General features: G+C 61.3%; 23 protein-coding genes. 10 read left to right on the top strand and 13 right to left on the bottom strand.

Translation table 11 applies throughout. From position 1 onward, the window contains the following. Positions 1 to 218: hypothetical protein (locus J7J55_03400; GenBank protein ID MCD6141752.1), on the bottom strand; the 218-nt coding region annotated here is incomplete at its 3' end. 190 nt (positions 219 to 408) lie between these two features. Then, positions 409 to 633: a ferrous iron transport protein A gene (locus J7J55_03395; GenBank protein ID MCD6141751.1), complete on the bottom strand. Its 225-nt coding sequence runs from the start codon at positions 631 to 633 to the stop codon at positions 409 to 411. Between the two features lie 193 nt (positions 634 to 826). Between J7J55_03395 and J7J55_03390 the strand changes: the two genes are divergently transcribed. Both J7J55_03390 and J7J55_03385 read left to right on the top strand, forming a co-directional pair. Next, positions 827 to 1477, top strand: a complete 651-nt coding sequence (locus tag J7J55_03390; GenBank protein ID MCD6141750.1) for an N-acetylmuramoyl-L-alanine amidase — start codon at positions 827 to 829, stop codon at positions 1475 to 1477. Then, positions 1470 to 2144 carry an endonuclease III domain-containing protein gene (locus J7J55_03385; protein ID MCD6141749.1) on the top strand — a complete coding sequence of 225 codons (675 nt, stop codon included), beginning with the start codon at positions 1470 to 1472 and terminating at the stop codon, positions 2142 to 2144. Before J7J55_03390 ends, J7J55_03385 begins: the two co-directional genes overlap by 8 nt. Here J7J55_03385 and J7J55_03380 read toward each other — a convergent pair. Next, on the bottom strand, positions 2116 to 2589 hold the full coding sequence (locus tag J7J55_03380) for a hypothetical protein (GenBank protein MCD6141748.1): 474 nt from the start codon (positions 2587 to 2589) through the stop codon (positions 2116 to 2118). The two genes, J7J55_03385 and J7J55_03380, sit on opposite strands and share 29 nt — an antisense overlap. Before the next feature lie 52 nt (positions 2590 to 2641). After that, positions 2642 to 3997, bottom strand: coding sequence for an MATE family efflux transporter (locus tag J7J55_03375; GenBank protein ID MCD6141747.1), 1356 nt, complete (start codon positions 3995 to 3997; stop codon positions 2642 to 2644). A gap of 176 nt (positions 3998 to 4173) precedes the next feature. On the opposite strand from J7J55_03375, the gene J7J55_03370 reads away from it, so the two are divergent. The 8 genes from J7J55_03370 (at position 4174) to thrC (ending at position 13861) form a co-directional block, all read left to right on the top strand. Further along, positions 4174 to 5562, top strand: coding sequence for an aminotransferase class V-fold PLP-dependent enzyme (locus J7J55_03370; protein MCD6141746.1), 1389 nt, complete (start codon positions 4174 to 4176; stop codon positions 5560 to 5562). Between the two features lie 227 nt (positions 5563 to 5789). Continuing rightward, positions 5790 to 6479, top strand: a complete 690-nt coding sequence (locus tag J7J55_03365; protein MCD6141745.1) for an N-acetylmuramoyl-L-alanine amidase — start codon at positions 5790 to 5792, stop codon at positions 6477 to 6479. 75 nt (positions 6480 to 6554) lie between these two features. Beyond that, the gene (locus J7J55_03360; GenBank protein MCD6141744.1) at positions 6555 to 7541 is read left to right on the top strand and encodes an NAD-dependent epimerase/dehydratase family protein; all 987 of its coding nucleotides are present in this window, start codon (positions 6555 to 6557) and stop codon (positions 7539 to 7541) included. Positions 7542 to 7815: 274 nt separating this feature from the next. Beyond that, positions 7816 to 8907, top strand: coding sequence for a homoserine dehydrogenase (locus J7J55_03355; protein ID MCD6141743.1), 1092 nt, complete (start codon positions 7816 to 7818; stop codon positions 8905 to 8907). Next, positions 8904 to 10316: an aspartate kinase gene (locus tag J7J55_03350; GenBank protein ID MCD6141742.1), complete on the top strand. Its 1413-nt coding sequence runs from the start codon at positions 8904 to 8906 to the stop codon at positions 10314 to 10316. Before J7J55_03355 ends, J7J55_03350 begins: the two co-directional genes overlap by 4 nt. Then, positions 10306 to 11358, top strand: a complete 1053-nt coding sequence (gene asd, locus J7J55_03345; GenBank protein MCD6141741.1) for an aspartate-semialdehyde dehydrogenase — start codon at positions 10306 to 10308, stop codon at positions 11356 to 11358. Before J7J55_03350 ends, asd begins: the two co-directional genes overlap by 11 nt. After that, the gene (locus J7J55_03340; GenBank protein MCD6141740.1) at positions 11355 to 12479 is read left to right on the top strand and encodes a hypothetical protein; all 1125 of its coding nucleotides are present in this window, start codon (positions 11355 to 11357) and stop codon (positions 12477 to 12479) included. Before asd ends, J7J55_03340 begins: the two co-directional genes overlap by 4 nt. Before the next feature lie 2 nt (positions 12480 to 12481). After that, positions 12482 to 13861: a threonine synthase gene (gene thrC, locus J7J55_03335; protein ID MCD6141739.1), complete on the top strand. Its 1380-nt coding sequence runs from the start codon at positions 12482 to 12484 to the stop codon at positions 13859 to 13861. A 26-nt stretch (positions 13862 to 13887) separates the two neighbouring features. On the opposite strand, the gene J7J55_03330 is transcribed toward thrC, so the two are convergent. From J7J55_03330 to J7J55_03290, 9 genes are all read right to left on the bottom strand, one after another. Further along, the gene (locus tag J7J55_03330; GenBank protein ID MCD6141738.1) at positions 13888 to 14985 is read right to left on the bottom strand and encodes a hypothetical protein; all 1098 of its coding nucleotides are present in this window, start codon (positions 14983 to 14985) and stop codon (positions 13888 to 13890) included. Positions 14986 to 15242: 257 nt separating this feature from the next. Then, positions 15243 to 16319 (bottom strand): peptide chain release factor 1, encoded by a 1077-nt coding sequence (prfA, locus tag J7J55_03325; GenBank protein ID MCD6141737.1) that lies wholly within the window; start codon positions 16317 to 16319, stop codon positions 15243 to 15245. 34 nt (positions 16320 to 16353) lie between these two features. Continuing rightward, positions 16354 to 16623, bottom strand: coding sequence for a hypothetical protein (locus J7J55_03320; protein MCD6141736.1), 270 nt, complete (start codon positions 16621 to 16623; stop codon positions 16354 to 16356). 111 nt (positions 16624 to 16734) lie between these two features. Then, on the bottom strand, positions 16735 to 17454 hold the full coding sequence (locus J7J55_03315) for a SurA N-terminal domain-containing protein (GenBank protein MCD6141735.1): 720 nt from the start codon (positions 17452 to 17454) through the stop codon (positions 16735 to 16737). A 137-nt stretch (positions 17455 to 17591) separates the two neighbouring features. After that, entirely contained in the window at positions 17592 to 18203 is a 612-nt protein-coding gene (locus J7J55_03310) for a hypothetical protein (GenBank protein ID MCD6141734.1), read from the bottom strand. 10 nt (positions 18204 to 18213) lie between these two features. After that, positions 18214 to 18468: a DUF4926 domain-containing protein gene (locus J7J55_03305; protein ID MCD6141733.1), complete on the bottom strand. Its 255-nt coding sequence runs from the start codon at positions 18466 to 18468 to the stop codon at positions 18214 to 18216. Continuing rightward, positions 18465 to 18800 carry a hypothetical protein gene (locus tag J7J55_03300; GenBank protein ID MCD6141732.1) on the bottom strand — a complete coding sequence of 112 codons (336 nt, stop codon included), beginning with the start codon at positions 18798 to 18800 and terminating at the stop codon, positions 18465 to 18467. Before J7J55_03300 ends, J7J55_03305 begins: the two co-directional genes overlap by 4 nt. A gap of 23 nt (positions 18801 to 18823) precedes the next feature. Continuing rightward, complete coding sequence (locus tag J7J55_03295) at positions 18824 to 19042, bottom strand: DUF433 domain-containing protein (protein ID MCD6141731.1); 219 nt, start codon at positions 19040 to 19042, stop codon at positions 18824 to 18826. 25 nt (positions 19043 to 19067) lie between these two features. Next, positions 19068 to 19268, bottom strand: a complete 201-nt coding sequence (locus J7J55_03290; protein MCD6141730.1) for a type II toxin-antitoxin system HicB family antitoxin — start codon at positions 19266 to 19268, stop codon at positions 19068 to 19070. Between the last annotated feature and the right edge of the window lie 100 nt (positions 19269 to 19368).

Genomic DNA, 19368 nt, shown 5'->3' with positions numbered 1-19368 from the left:
GCCTCCATCTCGGCACGGACCTTGCGGCACCACGCCCCACTGACCACCGTGAGCACATCTCCGTGCTCCGCCTCAAAAGTCGCCTCCAGCTCTTGCGCCAATGGGATGGGACCCATGTAGAGAGTTATCTTCTCAGAACCGGCTATGCCCTGAATCCCCGCAGAGAGCGCTAGTAAACCTAGTAATATGATTAGAAAAAATCTCTTTACTTTCAACATTTGTACACCTCCTATTTTTAGGTAAACTCTTTTATTTACCTCACTAAGGCACGGTAATGTCTTTTAATTTTCAGTTCGAGATCACCTCCTCAATCAAGTTATTGCAAATAATTTGCAAGAGCAATTAAGATTCTACTTACAGGTCATACGCTTGTCAAGGAAATGTTGAGAAAAAGGTGTGAAAAGATTTCTAGATCGGTTCTACGTAAATTCGTCCAGCCACCCCGCGACCGAGGGCGACCCGGCTTCCGTGCACCTCGACGAGGATCGGACCGTGGAACGCACCGGTCCTGGCGACGGCGACGATATCTCCGGGGTGGATCCCAAGCTGCTCCAGGTTGCGACGGAGCCCCCAGCCGCCCTCGACTCCGAGGACACGCGCCGATTGTCCTGCTCCGAGCTGTGCTAACGTCATCCTTCCTCCACACGGCCGCTTGATCTTCATGAGTGGGATATGAGCATAGCCCGTTTCCCGGTTCCGTTCAAGGCCCGGCGTTTACTCCCTCCCGGGCCCGCGCCTGTCCCTCCGACCGAAGACAGAATGGATTTTCCCCGGGGGAGATTCCTCCTAACCTAGTCCCCGATACGGCAAGGGGGTAACCACACAGTTGACGCGCAGGTTCAAGTTAACGTTTATCGGGATCGCACTCGTCGTCGCCCTTTTTTCCCTCACCCTCAGCGCCGGCGGACCGACCTGGTCATACCGGTACACGGTGGTGATCGACCCCGGACACGGGGGTAAGGATCCGGGCGCGATCGGGATCGGTGGACTGGAGGAGAAATCGATCACCCTGGACATCGCCAAGATGGTCTACTTAAAGTCCCTATCCTATCCTGAGTTGCGCGTCATCCTCACCCGCCGTGACGACACCTACACCTACCCGACCGACCGGGTACTCACGGCGAACCGACTCGGGGCAGACCTGTACGTAAGCATCCATGCCAATGCACATTCCTCCCCGAGCGCCTCTGGGATCGAGACGTTAGTGCATGAGTCGAAGGGGCGGGATACCCCGTGCTACCACCTTGCCGAGCTCCTACAGCGTGAGCTGGTCGCCGCCACCGGGGCGGAGGACCGGGGAATCAAGTGGGCTCCGCTGTTCATCCGCCGGGCCCAGATGCCGGCTGCACTCGTCGAGGTCGGGTTTGTCACCAATCCGCGCGAGGCGCGACTCCTCCAAACAATATCCTACCAGTCGATCATAGCCGAGGCGATCCTGGACGGGATCCTCGACTATCTCAAGATTCCACATGCGTGAGAGGCTCCTCGAGATCTACCATCGACTCTATGCCGCCTACGGGCCGCAGCACTGGTGGCCGGGGGAAGGGCCATTTGAGGTAATCGTGGGAGCGATCCTCACCCAGCAGGTGGGATGGCGGAACGTAGAGCTGGCGATCGCCGGGCTCAAGACGGCCGGGCTCATGGACCCGGAGTCCCTCGCCCGTGCCCCGCTCGAGCAGATCGCTCAGATCATCCGCCCCACCGGCTACTACAACCAGAAGGCGAAGAAGCTGAAGGCATTTCTGGACTTCCTGAATGCGCGTCACAACGCTGATCTCAATAAGCTTTTCTCCCTTCCGGTTGATAAACTGCGGGAAGAGCTCCTCTCCGTGCGCGGGATCGGAGAGGAGACGGCGGATTCGATCATCCTGTACGCCGCGGAGAAGCCGAGCTTCGTCGTCGATGCCTACACCCGGCGGATCCTGACCCGGCTCGGCGTGATAAACGGGGAAGAATCGTACGGGGAGATCCGGGAGCTGTTCATGAAAAACCTCCCCGAGGATGTCCCTCTCTACAACGAGTACCACGCCCTTCTCGTTCGCCATGGGAAGGAGCGATGTCTGAAGCGCAACCCGCGGTGTGCCGGCTGCCCGCTCGCGGACATGTGCCGTGCATCTACGGAAGCGCGTGCAGGGAGAGGATGATTCCCCAGAAGGGGAGAACCTCCTGCGCTCGGTCGAACGGCGGGGGAGGGGAGTCGAACATCTCCGGGTTGACGGAGTGGAGGACGAACGTGATCGCAATCCGACGCCCGTCGTTCAGGATCGCGCTGCATTTGACGTAATCGTAGATCGAACCGGCTGCCCCCTCGCTTCCGCTCTCGCACCACAGCGATATCCCTCCGACCTCCATTCCATCTCCAAGATCGCGTTCGGTCGCAGCGGGTTCGATCAGGACGTACTTTTCCACCAAGGTCGTCCCCGCGGTGAACGGAAGCTCGATCCTTATCCCCAAGTCCTCCCTCTCAATCCTCGTCCCGATCGGCAGCCTGAGCCCGATCCCGTCGATCCGGTAGCTGAACGAACCCGCCGCGGCAGTGTGAGGGGCGACGATCGCGATCAACACCGCGATGATGAGTAGGATGCGCATTTCATCACCAGTCTACCCTCGTTCCGCCCGAGAACCACGACATTCGTCCGGTTCACACCCGGATCTCCTTCCAGCTTCCCTCACGGAACTTGTGGAGCATGAGGAAGGAATAGATCCCCCAGTACAGGAACTCCCCGGACCACGCTCCGACGATCCCGCCGTGAAGCCGGATCCCGAAGAAGTACGCGGCCGGGAGGTAGATGACAAGGCAGGCGATCAGCTCGACCCCCATGACGTAGCGCGTGTTCCCCGCTCCCTGCAGCCCCTGGCTGAGGACGATCCCCATACCATCCAGGATCTGCGTCGCCCCGAGCATTATGAGCGGGAGGCGGCCGAGGGCGATCACCGTGGGATCGTTCGTGTAGATCGCGAAGATCCACCTAGGAAAAGCGATGAACAGCAGCCCGATCCCGGCCATCAGGTAGGAGGCGAGCCTGACCGCCTCCCACGCCGACCGCTCGGCGGCCTGCGGGCGGTCCGCCCCGAGGTTTTGTCCGACCATCGCTGCCGCCGCCGTTCCCAGCCCGGTCGCCGGCATGCTGGACAGGCCGAGTACGGAGCGGATGACGTTGCTCGCCGCAAGCTCGGGAGTACCGATCCGAGCGACGATGGAGAAGAACGCGAAGAAGCTTCCGTTGGAGACGAACCGCTGCGCCATCACCGGGACGGAGATACGGAGGATCGGCCCAAACCACACCGCAGCGCGGGAGAGTCTGCGATAGGGGAGGAAGCGGGCGCGCTGGTTGGGCGTCAGGCTGACGACGAGGAAGTAGGCCGTTCCCACCCCGGTGGCGGCGGTGGACGCGATCGCCGCTCCGGCGATCCCGAGGCGAGGGAATCCTCCGTGCCCGAAGATGAGAAGATAATCGAGGATGACGTTCACCCCGGTGACGATGATCGCGGAATGGAGCTGCTTCTTCGTATCGCCAAGGCCGTTGAAGAAACCGCGGTAGACCATGTTCAAAAGGAGGAACGTCGCCCCGAGGAACCGATAGTTAAGGTAGATCCTCCCCAGCGCATCTACCTCGGGATCGCGGGAGAGGAGGGGAGCGATCCCTCCGGCGATCCAGGGCGCGGCGACGACGAACGGAAGGGAGAGGAACAGGGCGAGGACTATACCGCTGGTCAGGATTTCGCCACAGGCGGGGTGGTTCCCCTCCCCGAACCGGCGCGCGGTGAGGGTCTGCACCCCGATCCCGATCCCGGCAAGGGAGAAGATCAGGGTGAAGTAAGCGACAGCCGAGATCCCTGCGGCAGCGAGCGGGGCCGGCCCGAGCCGGCCGAGCATCGCCGTGTCCACCACCCCGAGGAGGGTGATCGAGAGCATCCCAAGGGAGACGGGATAGGCGAGGCGGACGACGGTGCGGGTATAAGCGGGATCGAGACGGAGCATCTGGGTGAACCTCATCCGGCGGCCCACCTCTCCGCCTCCCGCGGGGAGATCGTCTTACCCGCCCCGGTCGTCCCCACCACCACGATCCTTCGGGCTGTCATGCCCGGGATTGTACCCGATCGGGCTTGTAACCGGGCCTGCTCCGGGCGTACACTACCGACACGAAGGGAGGGAAGTTGAGCGCTCTCACAATCGAAACCGTCCGCGAACACGTCATCGGGATCGACACCGAAGTACCCATCCTCGACGGATCGACCGTCCGGTACGTCAACCTCGACAACGCCGCCACCACCCCGCCGCTTCGGCCGGTGCTGGAGACGGTAAACGAGTTCCTCCGCTGGTACGCGAGCGTCGAGCGGGGAGCCGGGTTCAAGAGCCGGGTCTCCACCGCCGCCTACGCGGAGGCGCGGCGGATCGTGGGAAGGTTTGTAGGGGCCGATCCTGACGCCTACACCGTGGTCTTCATCCGGAACTCGACCGAGGCGATCAACAAGCTGGCGCATCGGTTCCCGTTCTCCCCCGGGGATATCGTCCTCCGCTCCCTGATGGAACACCACTCGAACGACCTTCCATGGCGGTTGGTGGCGGACGTGGACTACATCGAAGTGAACGCCGCCGGCGGGCTCGACCTTGATCACTTCGAGTATCTGCTGAACAAGTACGGGGAGCGGGTCAAGCTGGTGGCGATCAGTGGGGCGTCGAACGTCACCGGCTACCTGAACCCGATCCACGCGATCGCGGCCCGCGCTCATGCGGCCGGGGCGAAGATCCTCGTCGACGCGGCCCAGCTCGCCCCGCACCGGAGGATCGCGATGGGAGACCCTGATGATCCCGAACACATCGACTACCTCGCGTTCTCCGCCCACAAGATGTACGCCCCGTACGGGACCGGGGTTCTCGTCGGACTGAACGAGACGTTCGCGCGCGGGACGCCGGACTGCGTCGGTGGGGGGACGATCGAGCTGGTGACGGCTGATCAGGTCCGCTGGGCCCACCTCCCGGAGCGGGAGGAGGCCGGGACCCCGAACGCGGTCGGGGCAATCGCCCTCGCCGCTGCGATCGCCGCTCTGGAAGAGATCGGATTCGCCGCGATCGCCGCCCACGAGGCGCGCCTCACCTCCCGCCTCCTGCGCGGGCTGGAGGGAATCGACGGGGTCAAGGTGTACGGCGATCGGAACCCGGACCGGACGGAAGGGCGGCTCGGAGTGGTCCCGTTCGCAGTGGAAGGGATCCCCCACCAGCTGGTCGCCGCTGTCCTGGCGTTCGAAGGGGGGATCGGGGTGCGCAACGGCTGCTTCTGCGCCCATCCCTATGTCCTCCGCCTCCTCGGGGTCTCCCCGGCGGAGATCGAGCGCTACCAAGCCGAGGTCGCGCGCGGCTCGCGCGTGAACCTCCCCGGATTGGTGCGGGCGAGCTTCGGGGTGTACAACGACGAATCGGACGTGGACGCCCTCCTCGAGTGGGTGGGGCGGATCGCACGGCGGGAGTACCGCGGGGACTACGTGCAGGATGAGGCCACGGGCGAGTTTGTCCCCCGCGGTGGCCCGCCCGGGTTCGAGCGCTACTTTTCGCTCCGCTAGGAGGACGGAATGACCCTCCGCCTGCTCGAGGTGGTGCTCTCCCAGGACGAGGTGGACAGGCTGTGCGCGCCAGGATCCGCGTCTACGGGTGAGTGTCCTCTCCATAAACGGTACACGCGCCTTACATAATCCCTTAACCAAGGTCGGTTTAAAACGACGGGCGGATGGGAACGAGGCAGCAGACAGGGAGCGAAGGCAGGGAGAGGGCGGTGTGCTAACCTAGGGACATGAGCAGACGTGGGATAGTGGCCATCGCTCTGTTGGGCGCGATCGTCGTGGGGAGCCTTGCCCTTGCCGGTGCGTTCCGACGCCATCCCCAGCCGGTCCCACCCCCGCAGGTGGAGGCACCGCGCGTAGTGATCGCCATCGACCCCGGACACGGAGGGCGCGACCCGGGCGGAGTGGTGGGAGACGTACTGGAGAAGGACGTCAATCTCCAGATCGCCACCCGGCTGGCTGAGCTGATCTCCGCTCAACCGGGGCTGAAGCCGTTCCTCACCCGGTCCGAGGATATCACCGTCCCCAACCTCGACCGGCTGCGAGCGGCTGAGGCGGCCGGAGCGGTCCTCTACCTCTCGATCCACACCAACTCCTATTCCGATCCGGGAGTGCACGGGGCGGAGACCCTGGTCGACGATACCCGGGCCAAGGACGACCCGAGCTGGATCCTGGCCGAGGCAGTGCAGAAGGAGCTCGTCGCCGCCACCGGGGCGCGGGACCGCGGAGTCAAACCACAATCCCTCTATCTTGAGCATACCAAGCTTCCCGCGGTCTCGGTCGAGGTCGGGTTTCTCACCGCGGCCGATGAAGGGAGGGCTCTCCTCTCCCCGGAGTACCAAGAGAAGGTCGCCCGCGGGCTGCTGAACGGGATCCTCTCCTATCTCGAGCGGGTGAACGCCCTCCCACCCGGGGGATGATTTGGTCGGCCAGCGAGGGCGTGTTATGATAATTGCGATGCAAAAAGAATTTTATAACTTCATCATAGGAGGGGAATGAAGGCGCTGGTCACCGGGGCCACCGGGTTCATCGGGGCAAACATCGTCCGTGCGCTGCTCGACGCCGGATACGAGGTGCGGGCGCTCGTCCGACCGGAGTCCGACCGCCGGAACCTGGACGGGCTCGACATCGAGTTCGCCACCGGTGACGTCCGTGACCCCGGCTCCCTGCAGCGGGCGATGCAGGGCTGCGAGCTCGTATTCCACGCCGCGGCGCTGTACTCGTTCTGGGTGCGGCCACGGCGGCTGATCTACGATATCAACGTCACGGGAACGCGGAACGTCCTCGATGCGGCATTGAAGGCACGGGTGGAGCGGGTGGTGTACACGAGCTCAGTCGCGACATTGGGGCTGCGGGATGACGGGACCCCGGCCGACGAATCCACCCCGGTCGATCCGCGGAAGATCATCGGTGACTACAAGAAGAGCAAGTACCTTGCCGAGCAGGTCGCGCTCGAGTACTCAACAAAGCTCCCGGTGGTGATCGTCAATCCGAGCTTCCCGGTCGGCCCGTACGACGCCAAACCGACCCCGACCGGAAAGGTGATCCTGGACTTCCTCAACCGGAAGATGCCCGCCTACGTGGAGACCGGGATGAACGTCGTCGCGGTGGAGGACGTGGCTGTGGGGCACGTCCTGGCGGCGACCCGGGGGCGGATCGGAGAGCGGTACATCCTCGGCGGGGAGAACGTGACGATGCGGGAGTTGCTCGAACTCCTCTCCGAGATCACCGGGCTCGCCGCTCCCCGGATCAGGCTTCCGTACTACCCGATCCTCGGACTCTCCTACCTCAACGCCGCGATCTGTGCCATCACCGGTGCGACCCCGCGGATGACCCCGGAGACGATCCGGATGTCGCGCCACTACATGTTCTTCGACCCGGGGAAGGCGGTACGGGAGCTCGGCCTCCCCCAGACCCCGGCCCGCGAGGCCCTCCGCCGCGCGGTGGAGTGGTTCAGAGACTCCGGAATGGCATCGAACTAACCCGAAACGCAGGACGACGAGCGGGCCCATCATGTGCCGGTGCATCCACCGGCTTTACTTGACGAACAAGCGAATTGGTTGTATCTTAATCTTATGGTTATCACAAACGGACGTGTAGGAAGGGTAGCTACTACCGACCTCCTTTGCGGAGGATACACGACGTTTGTGTCCGCTTTCTCCTAGACCGAACCGGTTTAGGGGATAAGCGGATGGTGAGGACTACAGGCGAATGCCTGTGGTCTTTTCTTTTGTGATGAACGTGTGGGAGGTGATTATGGCACGAAAATCGACGGTCGCCCCGGTGATCCTCCTTGGCTTGGGCAAGGTCGGCCGCGCCCTAGTGAACCTTGTCATCGCCGGTCGAGATCAGCTCGAGAAGCGGAGGGGAATCATGATCAGGTTGTTGGGGGTGGCGGACAGCACCGGAGCGTTTGTTAACCCCGATGGATTGACCGATCCCGAGTTGGGGTACATCTTATCCAGCAAATCCGAAGGTGGGACGATCAGCGAACTACCGGGCTCTCTGTCCCTCGGCGAAATCACCGCCGTCCTGCGGCCAGGGACGATCGTTGTCGATGCAACGGCGTCCGAAACGACGTCCCCGATGCTCATAGCTGCTCTTGCGAACGGATGCGGGGTGGTGCTTGCCAATAAGCGTCCGCTCGTGTTGCCGTGGGAGGAGGCGAAAGTCTTCTATACCCATCCGTGTGCGGGTTACGAAGCGACAGTCGGGGCCGGGCTTCCGGTGATCTCCACCCTGCGTGCCCTGCTCGATACCGGCGATCGGATCACGGCGATCGATGGGCTGGTGAGCGGGACGCTGGGCTACCTCCTGAGCGAGGTGGAAGACGGGACTCCGTATTCCGTCGCGCTTTCCCGTGCGCACGCATCGGGTTACACCGAGCCCGATCCACGCGATGATCTGAGTGGGATGGACGTCGCACGCAAGGGCGTGATCCTCGCCCGCACCGCCGGTTGGCCGCTCGAGCTGGATGACCTTCCGGTAACCCCGCTCTATCCCCCGGAACTCGCCGCGCTACCGGTACAGGAGTTCATGCAGGCTGCGGCACGGCTGGATGAGGAATACGCGCGGAAGGCGGCCCAGGCGAGGGGGGAAGGCAAGGCGCTCCGATACTTGGTGCGTGTCTCCCCGACGGGCGGGGAGGTGGGGCTCACCGCGGTCGACCAGGGAAGCGCACTCGCGCGGCTGCATGGAGCGGAGAACGCCGTCGTCATCAAAAGCGAATTCTATCGCGAGATACCACTCAGCGTGTGCGGCCCCGGCGCCGGCCCGCGCGTCACCGCGTCCGGAGTTTTGAAAGACATCACCGAAATCGCAATTGAGCTGAGAAAGGAGAAGGGATGAGTATCCTGATGATGAAATTCGGCGGGACGTCGGTGGGAACCCCCGCCGCCATGGCCCAGGCGGGAGAGATTGTGTCCCGTGAGGCAAAGAATTGGGATCACGTGGTCGTCGTCGTCTCCGCGCTCAGCGGAGTGACCGATATGCTCATCGCGGGAGCGAGGAGCGCGGCAACCGGGAACAAGGAGCGCTATCGAGAGATCGCGGATACCATCCAGACCCGTCATCGCGAGATGGCGACGAAGCTCATCACCGATCCGGCGGAGCGAGAGGCACTCGAAAGGACGATCGATTCATATCTGAGTGAGTTTTCGCGCCTCTGTGAGAGTGTGTACGTCCTGCGCGAGCTCACGCCACGGGTGCTCGACGGGATCGTCTCGTTCGGGGAGCGCTTGAGCGCGCGCCTTCTCGCCGCCTTCCTGCGCGAGCAGGGGATCCGAAGCGAAGCGGTGGACGCCACCGAGCTCATCGTCACCGACGGTACTTTTCAGAACGCGGTGCCGCTTGTGGACCCGACCCGTGCCCGCGTCGCCGACCGGCTTGGTCCCTTGCTGAAAAAGGGAGTTGTTCCTGTGGTCACCGGCTTCATTGGGGCAACCGAAGACGGGATCCCGACAACCCTCGGCCGTGGGGGGAGCGACTACACGGCGGCGATCCTGGGGGAGATGCTCGACAGCGATGCGGTATGGATCTTCACCGACGTCGATGGGGTGATGACCGCCGATCCGCGCATCGTTCCCGATGCACACGTGATCCCAGACATCTCTTATGCCGAGGTCGGGGAGCTCGCCTACTTTGGGGCGAAGGTCCTGCATCCGCGCGCCATCCGGCCGGTGATCGACCGCGGGATTCCTGTGTGGGTGAAAAACACGTTCAATCCGGACGCTCCTGGAACGCGCATCGTGCGCACCCCACAGAACACCGACGGCACAGTCAAAGCGGTCACAATGATTGACGATCTTACCATGATCAACGTCAGGGGCCGGGGGATGATCGGGGTGCCGGGAATCGCCGGGCGGACGTTCAGCGCGGTGGCGCGGGCAAACGCCAATGTGCTCATGATCTCACAGGCATCATCCGAGCAGTCGATCTGCTTTGCCGTTCCCACAGAGAGCGCTCCGGCGGTGGTGGCGAGCCTGGAGGAGGAGCTGGCGCATGAGCTCGCCCGCCGGGACATCGATAGTATTTGGGCGCAAAACGATCTTGTCATCATAACCGCGGTGGGAGCAGGGGTGCGGGATACGCCGGGGGTGGACGGGCGTATCTTCAGCGCATTAGGGAAGGCAAAGATAAACGTGCTCGCGATCGCCCAAGGGTCATCTGAGTGCAGCGTCTCCCTGGTGGTTGAGGCCACGGATGGGATCGCCGCCGTGCGGCAGATTCACAAGGAGGTCATCAACAATGGAAAGTAAAATCCCTGTAGGAATCCTCGGTGCCACGGGCGCGGTCGGCCAGCGGTTCGTGCAGATTCTCGCCGACCATCCGTGGTTTGAGATCGCATCGCTCGCCGCATCGGAGAGGAGCGCCGGCCGTCCCTACGGTGAGGCATGCCACTTCATTCTCCCCGGCGACGTACCGGATCGGATTCGGGAGATGCCCGTCCTCCCGCTGGAACCGGGCATCCCGGGAAAGATCGTGTTCTCCGCCCTCCCCGCCGATGTGGCGCGGGAGGTGGAGCCGCGGTTTGCTGCGGCGGGCTACGCAGTCTGCTCGAACGCATCGGCATTCCGGAACGAACCTGACGTCCCATTGATCATCCCCGAGGTGAATCCCGACCATCTGGCGCTCATCCCGGAGCAGCGGAAAAACCGCGGTTTCCCCGGGTTCATCGTCACCAACCCCAACTGCTCCACAACCGGGATCGCCATGGCGCTGAAGCCGCTCGATGATGCATTCGGGGTGGAAAAGGTCATCGCCTTCACCATGCAGGCGGTCTCCGGTGCCGGTTACCCGGGTGTTCCGGCACTCGACATCATCGGGAACGTGCTTCCGTACATTCCTGGCGAAGAGGAGAAGATCGCCCGCGAGGCGCGCCTCTTGCTTGGCAGGGTGGAAAGCGAGGCCCAGGTGCCGGCGGATTTTCAGGTGAGCGCTCATGCTAACCGCGTCCCGGTGATCGATGGTCACACGATCTGCCTGTCGATTGGGTTCAGGGATCCACCCGCCGTAGAGGAGGCGATGGATGTGCTGCGTGCGTTTCGTGCCCCTGCTCCCGTGCGCGAGCTCCCCAGCGCTCCTGTCCACCCACTCGCCCTCCGTCCGGAGGTGGATCGTCCCCAGCCGCGCAAGGATCGGGACGCGGAGCGCGGGATGGTGGTGACAGTGGGGCGGGTGCGGCCGTGTTCGATCCTCGATCTGCGGATGGTCGTTCTCGTGCACAACACCCTGCGCGGTGCGGCGGGCGGCGCGGTGTTAAATGGAGAATTGCTCGTTGCAAAGGGGTTTGTATCATGAGAGTCTATGGCCGCGCTCGCGTGCATGATTTACTCGGGGATTTCATCGTTTACCGTAGCTTGGCCCCGCTCGATCCCCGTCTCCCCGGGCTCCCCCGCCTGCGGGAGGGGATCGGGCTCGCCCCCGGGCTCATTCCGCGCAAGAGCAGCCCGGAGTATGCCCAGGTAGTGGTCAGTATCCTCCGGGAAGCGCAGAAGCTTAACGGGAATCGCGGGCCGCTTATGCGGCTCGTGTACATCGGCGACACACGGGTAAACGATGGGATCGCGTTTTCCAACCTGTGCCAGGCTGGAGGATGGAGGGGAATGGCGTTCATCGGCGCCGAGGATGGCGGCCCGGCACGGCTGGAAGTGGTCGAGGAAGAAACGGGGACGCTTGTGTTCAGCAACCGCTGGGCCGGGCTCGAGGACTTCCCCCGCGTGTCGCGAGATTTTCCAATCGACGAGCAGACAGTGGTGGTGATCGACCTCGATAAGACGCTCCTTGGCGCACGCGGTCGAAACGATCATGTCATCGACAAAGTCCGCTTAAAGGCGGTTCGGGAAACCATTTTCCAGGTGTTGGGAGAGGGCTTTTCCGAAGCCTCTTTCACCCGCAATTACACCCAGCTAAACCAGCCCGAATTTCATCCCTTCACCACCGATAACCAGGACTATCTCGCTTATATCTGCCTCATTCTGGAAAGCGGCCTTCTCAGTTTGGAAGAGCTTACGACAGCGATCCGAAGCGGGAGGATGCGGGATTTCACCGGGTTCCTTTCGTGGGTCGATGCGCGGGTGGAGACCCTTCCGCGTGGGGTGCGCCGGGTGCACGAACACGTGCGTACCGCGGTCATGGACGGTGATCCTACCCCGTTTAAGGAGTTTCGCCGCAACGAGTACCGCGAGACCGTCTCGCATATGGGATACATGGATGATGAATCCCTGGTACAGGATCTCTTGACAGATGAGATCGTAATCACACACGAGGTGAAACAAGCGGCGATCCGATGGCGTGATCAGGGCGCTCTTCTGTTCGGCCTTTCCGATAAACCGGATGAGGCATCCCTCCCCCCATCGCAATTGGAGGCACAAGGATATCAGCCCATTCATCGGGTTTCCACCCACGTAGTAGGAGGTTGATTATGCGTAACGATATTTGGCTTGAATGTATCCGCTGCGGACGCCGTTATCCGCACGACGAGGTTATCTATCGCTGCACCGACTGCGGCGGGCTGCTCGACGTGGAGCATGATCTCAGCCCGCTCAAGGCTCGTTCAGGAGGTGAATGGAAGAAGTTGTTTGAAGCCCGGGCTCACTCATCCGAGTGGCCGTATGCAAGCGGCGTATGGGGGAAGTGGGAATGGGTTGCCCCGCACATTGCGCCGGAGAACATCGTCTCCTTGGGGGAGGGCTACACCCCGCTTCTGCGGGCGCCCCGTCTTGGGGAAAAGATCGGCCTTCCCAATCTGTGGATCAAACAGTGTGGAATCAGTCACACCGGCTCGTTCAAGGACCTGGGGATGACGGTGCTCATCTCGCATGTGAAGCAGTTGATCTCTCAAGGCGTGCCGATCCGCGCGGTGGCGTGCGCTTCGAGCGGTGACACCTCCGCCGCCCTTGCCGCGTATGCCGCCGCTGCCGGGATCCCGGCGATCGTCTTCCTCCCGCAGGGGAAGGTCTCCACCGCTCAGCTCGCCCAACCGATCTCCCACGGGGCATTGGTCCTTGGGCTGGATACCGATTTTGACGGCTGCATGCGGATCGTGCAGGAGATCACCGCCGACAAAGAGATCTACCTTGCCAACTCGATGAACCCCCTGCGCATCGAAGGGCAGAAGACGGTGGGGATAGAGATCGTTCAGCAGCTGGGCTGGGAAGTCCCCGATTGGATCGTCATTCCTGCCGGCAATCTCGGCAACATCAGCGCACTGGGGAGAGGCCTTCTGATGATGAAGGAATTAGGGCTCATCGACCGACTCCCCCGCCTTGTCGCTGCCCAGGCGGAGCGGGCCAATCCCTTATATTTAAGCTACCTCACTGGATTTAAGGATTACCGCCCGGTGAAGGCAAAGCCGACCCTTGCCTCCGCGATCCGGATCGGAGCGCCGGTGAGCTACGAGAGAGCGGTGAAAGCGCTGCGCGCGTTCGATGGGATCGTGGAGCAGGCGAGCGAGGATGAACTGGCGAACGCGGCTGCTCTTGCCGACCGTGCCGGACTGTATGCCTGCCCCCAGACTGGGGTCGCGCTCGCCGCGGCGGCCAAGCTGGCGGCGAATGGGACAATCAGGCCGGATCAACGCGTCGTCGTCATCTCCACCGCGCATGGGCTCAAGTTCACTGACTTCAAGGTCGGCTATCAGCGAAATACGCTAGCCGAGGTCAAATCCCGTTACCCCAACCTGCCGATTGAGCTTCCTGCGGATGTAAATGCTGTGCGGAACGCCATTCAAAACCGTCTGGATGCGGAAGCGAGTACGAGCTCCATGGACAAGAAAAAGGGGAAGCCCGCAGGCTCCCCCTGAACAGTCCTGATCCCGAATGTCGCGCCCTACAGCAGGTCCATCCCGGCGGATATCGTAAAGTCCTTGGACCAATCGGTCGCTCCAACTCCCTTGGCGAGCCCGAGCTGGAGCGAGACGTCCGCCCCGCCGACGTTGAACGCCACCGAGAAGGTGGCGGACTGGGAGTCGGTGGCTGTTCCTCCCTGCTGCACCCGCTGGAGCTGATAGTTCATGATCAGATCGATGCCTTCCTTAAACGGGTAGTTCCAGGAGGCGTTTATCGTCATGGTGTTCTCCGCGACGATGTCGAACGGCCCGTGCAGGTTCGCATGCAGGGTGAACTGAGATCCCGGCTTGACGACGAATGCCGCGTCTCCGGAGACGGTGAGAAGAAGGTCCTGGGTACCGCCGGTCGGATCGATCAGCTCGTAGCCGAGACCGGCCTGTACCGACCAGCCACACTTCACTGCGTCCCCGGTGGCAATAACGTCGTCCTCAATCGTGAGGACGGCACGCGCATCCAAGGTGCTCCCGGTCTCCTTCTCGATGATCTGTTCGATCGCAGCGACGAGGTCCTTGGTCGTCGCGTACTCCGCCTTCTTGCCGATCTCGGTGGCGACCGCCATCAGGGTATCGTCGGAAAGCGAGCCGGAGATCGCCCCGAGGGCGAGCAGGTCGTCCTGGATCTTGACCGCCTTGGCGAGCGGAGTGACGTCGGTGAACCTCCCGTATCCGAGTCCGACGCTCACGTTCACGCCCGGCTCAGCCTGGCCGAGAGTGTAAGAGGCGTCAGCCCCGCCGAACCCGAAGACCGGCATCTCATCGCTCAGGTAGTAGCGGAACGTCCCTCTCCCCTGCCCGAGTCCAGTGGCGATCGCGAGGCCGTTCAGATCGAGCGAGCCCGCTCCGGCTATTGTGAACCCGAAGTCGGGGGAATCGTACAGTTGCGAATAATCGAGCGCGATCTTCCCCGAGTTGATTTCGACGCCGGCCGAGGCCGGATCATCGAAGTAGTGGTAACTCAGCGCGAGTTTCAGATCGGACATACTCGTCTGCGGGGCGTGGTAATCGCACAGGGAAAGCGGTGCCCCCATTGCCACCACCCCAACCAACAGCGTTCCGAGAATAAACGTTGCCCACTTCATCTCCATCACCTTCCTTTTGTGTTGTGAAACAACATTGATTATAGCGCGAATCAACTTCTGTAGCTAGCGACGCATTTCCGATCGTCGAGTTACTCCGTTCATCTACAAACCGTCCACGCGTCTTCCCATGTCCTTCTCCCACTTCTCCGCAACCCGTAGGGCGAGGTAGTCAAAGATATTTGGTTTCATCACGGATGGAGGCCATCATTTGGGAGACATCGTCCCATCAACCCGATTGATCGAAGCATCCGCTTGACTCAACCGATGTTCTCGAACGCCTGCTCCGCCGCCGCCTCGCGCAACGCCTCGGTCAACGGATCGAGGTTCCCCTCGAGGATCTCCCCCAGCCGATACAGGGTGAGGTTGATGCGATGATCGGTCACCCGGTTCTGGGGAAAATTGTAGGTGCGGATCTTCTCCGAGCGGTCTCCCGAGCCGATCTGGGACCGACGCGTCGCGGAGAGCTCCTTCTCCTTCTCCCGCTCGTATCGGTCTTTGAGCCGGGCGCGGAGGACGCGCATCGCCTGCGCCTTGTTCTTGTGCTGTGACTTCTCGTCCTGGCAGCTCACCACGATCCCGGTTGGGATGTGGGTGATCCGCACCGCGGAGTCGGTCGTGTTGACGCTCTGCCCACCCGGACCGGAGGAGCGGAACACGTCGATCCGCAGGTCCTTGGGATCTATCTCCACCTCTACTTCCTCGGCCTCGGGGAGCACGGCTACTGTGGCAGTCGAGGTATGGATCCGGCCGGAGGACTCGGTCTCCGGCACCCGCTGCACCCGGTGCACTCCTGACTCGTACCGGAACAGCCCGTATGCACCTTTCCCCTCCACTGCGAACACGATCTGCTTGAACCCGCCGAGCGAGGTGGGGTGAGAGTCGAGTAGGGATATCCGCATCCCCTTCGCTTCGGCGTAGCGGGCGTACATCCGAAACAGATCGGCAGCGAACAGGCTCGACTCCTCTCCTCCGGCCCCGGCGCGGATCTCGACGATCGCGTTCTTGGAGTCGTTCGGGTCAGGGGGGATGAGGAGAAGGTAGAACTTCCGCTCCAGGGCCTCAAGTCGCTCTCGGTCGGCGGCGATCGCCTCGGCGAGCTCGTCGCGGAGCTCCTCCTCGCCTTCCAGCATCTCCTCCTCCTCAGCGATCGCCTCGGCGAGGCGGACCCACTCCTCTCCAACGTTGATCAGATCGCGCAGGTGGGCGTAGCGCTGGGCCAGATCCCGGTAAGTGGACTGATCAGCGATCACCGCGGGATCGCTCAGCTTCCGCTCCAAGACGACGAACTCCTCTTTCGCCTGCGATAAGTGCTCTTTGATTCCGGTTTTTCCCATTGTGAGGAAAAGCTAATGGATGGGGAACACGATTTCAACCCCGCTGCAGCCGTGCGATCGTCTCGCGGAGGAATCGATTCTCCTCAATGAGGTGGGCGATCTGGGCGTCCTTGTCCTCGAGGCGGGCCCGCAGCTCGCGCACGAGGGCGTCCCGCTCCAGCGCCTCCTCCTCCGCGCAGGCGGCTACCACCCGGCGCAGGTACTTCACCTCTTCGGCAAGCACGCGCTCCAGGTCACAGGCGAAGTCGACCGTATCGAGCGACGCCTGCGAGATCAATCGTTCCAAGAACTCGTCCCGGTTCATATCAAGATCTTCCCTGCATCGCCGCACATCGGGAAAGGACGACTGACCGGGTGAGAGCGGAACTCCCCGCCCTCACGGGGGGAACCGCGGGCGGGGAGTCGACGGATGCCGCTACAGGCTGATCTCGATCTTGGCTTCCTTCTTCACCTTGGCGAACCAGTCGTCCCACAGCTTCGACTTGGCTTGCCGCAAGAGGGCGTCCCTGATCTGATCATGCACATCCGCAAGCGGGGAGACGGTTCCGGAGTCGTCGGTGTAGTCGGACTGGTGATCGTTGTAGTAGGCGGTGATTTCGTCCTCGGTTACTCCGGCGTCCTTGGTGATGAACGCCTGCAACCCCTGGACGAGGAGTTGCTCGCGCACGCTGTTAGCGATATCGGCTTTGTACTCCTCCAAGGATGAACCCCGCTGCTTGAGGATGTCGTCAATCTGTTCGAGGGTGAGCTGGTTCTGCTGCATGATCTGATTGAGTTGTGCCGTCACCTGTTGGTCGATCTGAGACTCATCGACCGGGATCTCGAGCGCCTTCGCCTGTTGGATCAAGAGACGGTTGTCGATCAGCCTATCCAGGACTGTCCGCTGGTAGCGGTCGATGAAGCTTTTCCCCTCTTCGGTTGTGAACAAGGTTTCCACGAACAGGTAGTGGCTGTTGAACAGGGATTGAATGATCTGGCTCAGTTGCGACGCGGTATTCAGTGTCTCCTGGGTTATCTCCTCCCCGTTCACGGTGGCGACGACCCGCTGAGACGGGGTTTGGGTAGCACTCTCCGGGAATGCCGTTACAGCGAACGCCAACAGCACCAGGGTCAAGATGATCAGTATTCGGTTCAAAGAAATGCCTCCTTTGGGTTTGATGGACGATCCTCCGTTATTTCGGCGAACTTTTCAAGCGAAGGAATGCTCCCACATCGATGGTTCAGGACCGATGCACGGTTGGAGTAGCCGCTGATCGAACGGTGCGGTGATCCTCAGGTGGCCTCTTTCTCCACGATCCTGACCTCTTCTTCCGTAAGTCCATAGAGGCGGTAGACGATCTGATCGATGAGGCCGTCGGTGAGGCGAAGCTTCTCCTTGATGGGAAGAAGAGCGGATAGGCTCTCCGCGTAAGCCCGTTTCACCTCCTGCATGAATGATGGTGAAAGGTTCCTCGCGATGCGGGTTTTGTTCTTACGCAGGATCGCCCACAGCTCGTCGAAGGAGAGGGCTTCTTCGTCCTTCTGGTAGTCGCCGAGGTAGTTTCTGAGCTTGGTTTTGCCGGTCAGGGCCTCGATCCCGGTGTTCCCTTTCCTGTCTGGCTTGACATCCAGCTCTACCTCGAGCCATTCCAGAAATTCGGCAATTTTGGCCTGCTTTTCTTTGTTCAGCTCGATCATCTGTTCGGCGAGGAACGCGAGGAGATCGTGGACGACGTCGGACTGCTCCCACAGTGCGCCTTCCGGGATCTGCCAATCCTTGTTCAACGGATCGGCGTTGTGCTTTTTGACCAGCTCAGGATCGGGCGTATGTACCTTCTCCAGCCGGGCGTCGATGAAGGCTAGAAGCTCGGTGAAAATCACGTCATTTCCTGTTTGTTTTTCCACCAATTGCCACTCACTTTGTAGTGCTTAACGAGCGTACCTGGAGGATCTCGTCCTCCGTGAGGGGTTTTACCACCGTCGCCGGAACCATGATCACCGCAATCGTATCACCAACGGCGTTGAATACCTCCAGAGCGTATCCTTCCTTGCCTTGGGTGGCCGGGGTTGCAGGCAAATGCTCTACAACTACAGCCACATCACCTTTGTGCAGGCCGTGTTCCGGCAGATCCTTTGTCAACGCCACCTTTTGGTAGAGTTTGATCTTCATCTTGCTACCTCCCTATCCGGGAACAAGGTCACAAACCGCGTCTCTCCCGTTGCCTCTAGTTTAATCCAGACTGTCACAACGTGCAGAACCTTTCCATTTGGACCGGTCAGACTCCCACGGACCTCGTATTTTGTCCCAAATGGCGATGCCTCCACACCGGAGACTTCCCGCTTTGCTATAAGTTGCCGTAGATCGTACTCCAGCACTTCCCAGTTGGCTAAGGTATAGCCAGCTAGAGCGAGGAACCTTGCCTTATCATTCTCCTCGCGTGGCAACAGCAAGTAGCGCAACAGCTTGTCCTGCGAAATTACCGCGTCTTTGGGAAGTTTCACTATCTTACGTCTTTCTCCTAGCCCTATAAAAGCCCGACTTCTTCAGCCAGTTGAGCTGCGTATTCCGGACAAGCACGAATGTCATCACGGGTTAAGTCGGGATATTCCTTGAGAACTTCTTCTTCGCTCATGCCCCCGGCCAGGAGGTTCAAGACGACGTACACAGGGATTCTTGTTCCCTTGATCACCGGCTTCCCATGCATGATCTCAGGATCCACGATTATTCTCTCTTGGTACTCCACTGTGCATCACCTGCCCTAAAATCTTTTAGACTGCTTTTGGAAGCTGCCCTCCACGCTCGTCGCGGTATTCCAAGATCATCTCAACCACATCTAGGCAGTTAAAGATGGCTTCCTCGACGGTATCACCTTCAGCGAAAGCCCCCTGGATCAACGGACAATTTGCCAGGAAGCCGTCGTCATTGCGCTCAATAGTCAGAGAAAGATGGGCAATTTTCTTCGTTTTCATCACTGCTTAACCTCCAACTTCGCAATACTCCTTTACAAGATACAATCGCATGATCATGTGGCTCCCCTTCTGGCGCTTCAAATAAAACCCCGCTTTTTCT

The organism is Candidatus Bipolaricaulota bacterium (assembly GCA_021159055.1).
Lineage (GTDB): Bacteria > Bipolaricaulota > Bipolaricaulia > UBA7950 > UBA9294 > S016-54.
Note: the sequence above shows the minus strand (reverse complement) of the source record. Positions and strands in the feature narration are given on the sequence as shown.

Coding starts and splice junctions, on each gene's coding strand:
- J7J55_03385 (MCD6141749.1), top strand. CDS start 1,470: ATGCGTGAGAGGCTCCTCGAGATCTACCATCGACTCTATGCCGCCTAC.
- J7J55_03365 (MCD6141745.1), top strand. CDS start 5,790: ATGAGCAGACGTGGGATAGTGGCCATCGCTCTGTTGGGCGCGATCGTC.
- asd (MCD6141741.1), top strand. CDS start 10,306: ATGGAAAGTAAAATCCCTGTAGGAATCCTCGGTGCCACGGGCGCGGTC.
- prfA (MCD6141737.1), bottom strand. CDS start 16,319: ATGGGAAAAACCGGAATCAAAGAGCACTTATCGCAGGCGAAAGAGGAG.
- J7J55_03320 (MCD6141736.1), bottom strand. CDS start 16,623: ATGAACCGGGACGAGTTCTTGGAACGATTGATCTCGCAGGCGTCGCTC.
- J7J55_03360 (MCD6141744.1), top strand. CDS start 6,555: ATGAAGGCGCTGGTCACCGGGGCCACCGGGTTCATCGGGGCAAACATC.
- J7J55_03305 (MCD6141733.1), bottom strand. CDS start 18,468: ATGAAGATCAAACTCTACCAAAAGGTGGCGTTGACAAAGGATCTGCCG.
- J7J55_03350 (MCD6141742.1), top strand. CDS start 8,904: ATGAGTATCCTGATGATGAAATTCGGCGGGACGTCGGTGGGAACCCCC.
- J7J55_03290 (MCD6141730.1), bottom strand. CDS start 19,268: ATGAAAACGAAGAAAATTGCCCATCTTTCTCTGACTATTGAGCGCAAT.
- J7J55_03375 (MCD6141747.1), bottom strand. CDS start 3,997: ATGAGGTTCACCCAGATGCTCCGTCTCGATCCCGCTTATACCCGCACC.
- J7J55_03340 (MCD6141740.1), top strand. CDS start 11,355: ATGAGAGTCTATGGCCGCGCTCGCGTGCATGATTTACTCGGGGATTTC.
- J7J55_03330 (MCD6141738.1), bottom strand. CDS start 14,985: ATGAAGTGGGCAACGTTTATTCTCGGAACGCTGTTGGTTGGGGTGGTG.
- J7J55_03380 (MCD6141748.1), bottom strand. CDS start 2,589: ATGCGCATCCTACTCATCATCGCGGTGTTGATCGCGATCGTCGCCCCT.
- thrC (MCD6141739.1), top strand. CDS start 12,482: ATGCGTAACGATATTTGGCTTGAATGTATCCGCTGCGGACGCCGTTAT.
- J7J55_03395 (MCD6141751.1), bottom strand. CDS start 633: ATGACGTTAGCACAGCTCGGAGCAGGACAATCGGCGCGTGTCCTCGGA.
- J7J55_03355 (MCD6141743.1), top strand. CDS start 7,816: ATGGCACGAAAATCGACGGTCGCCCCGGTGATCCTCCTTGGCTTGGGC.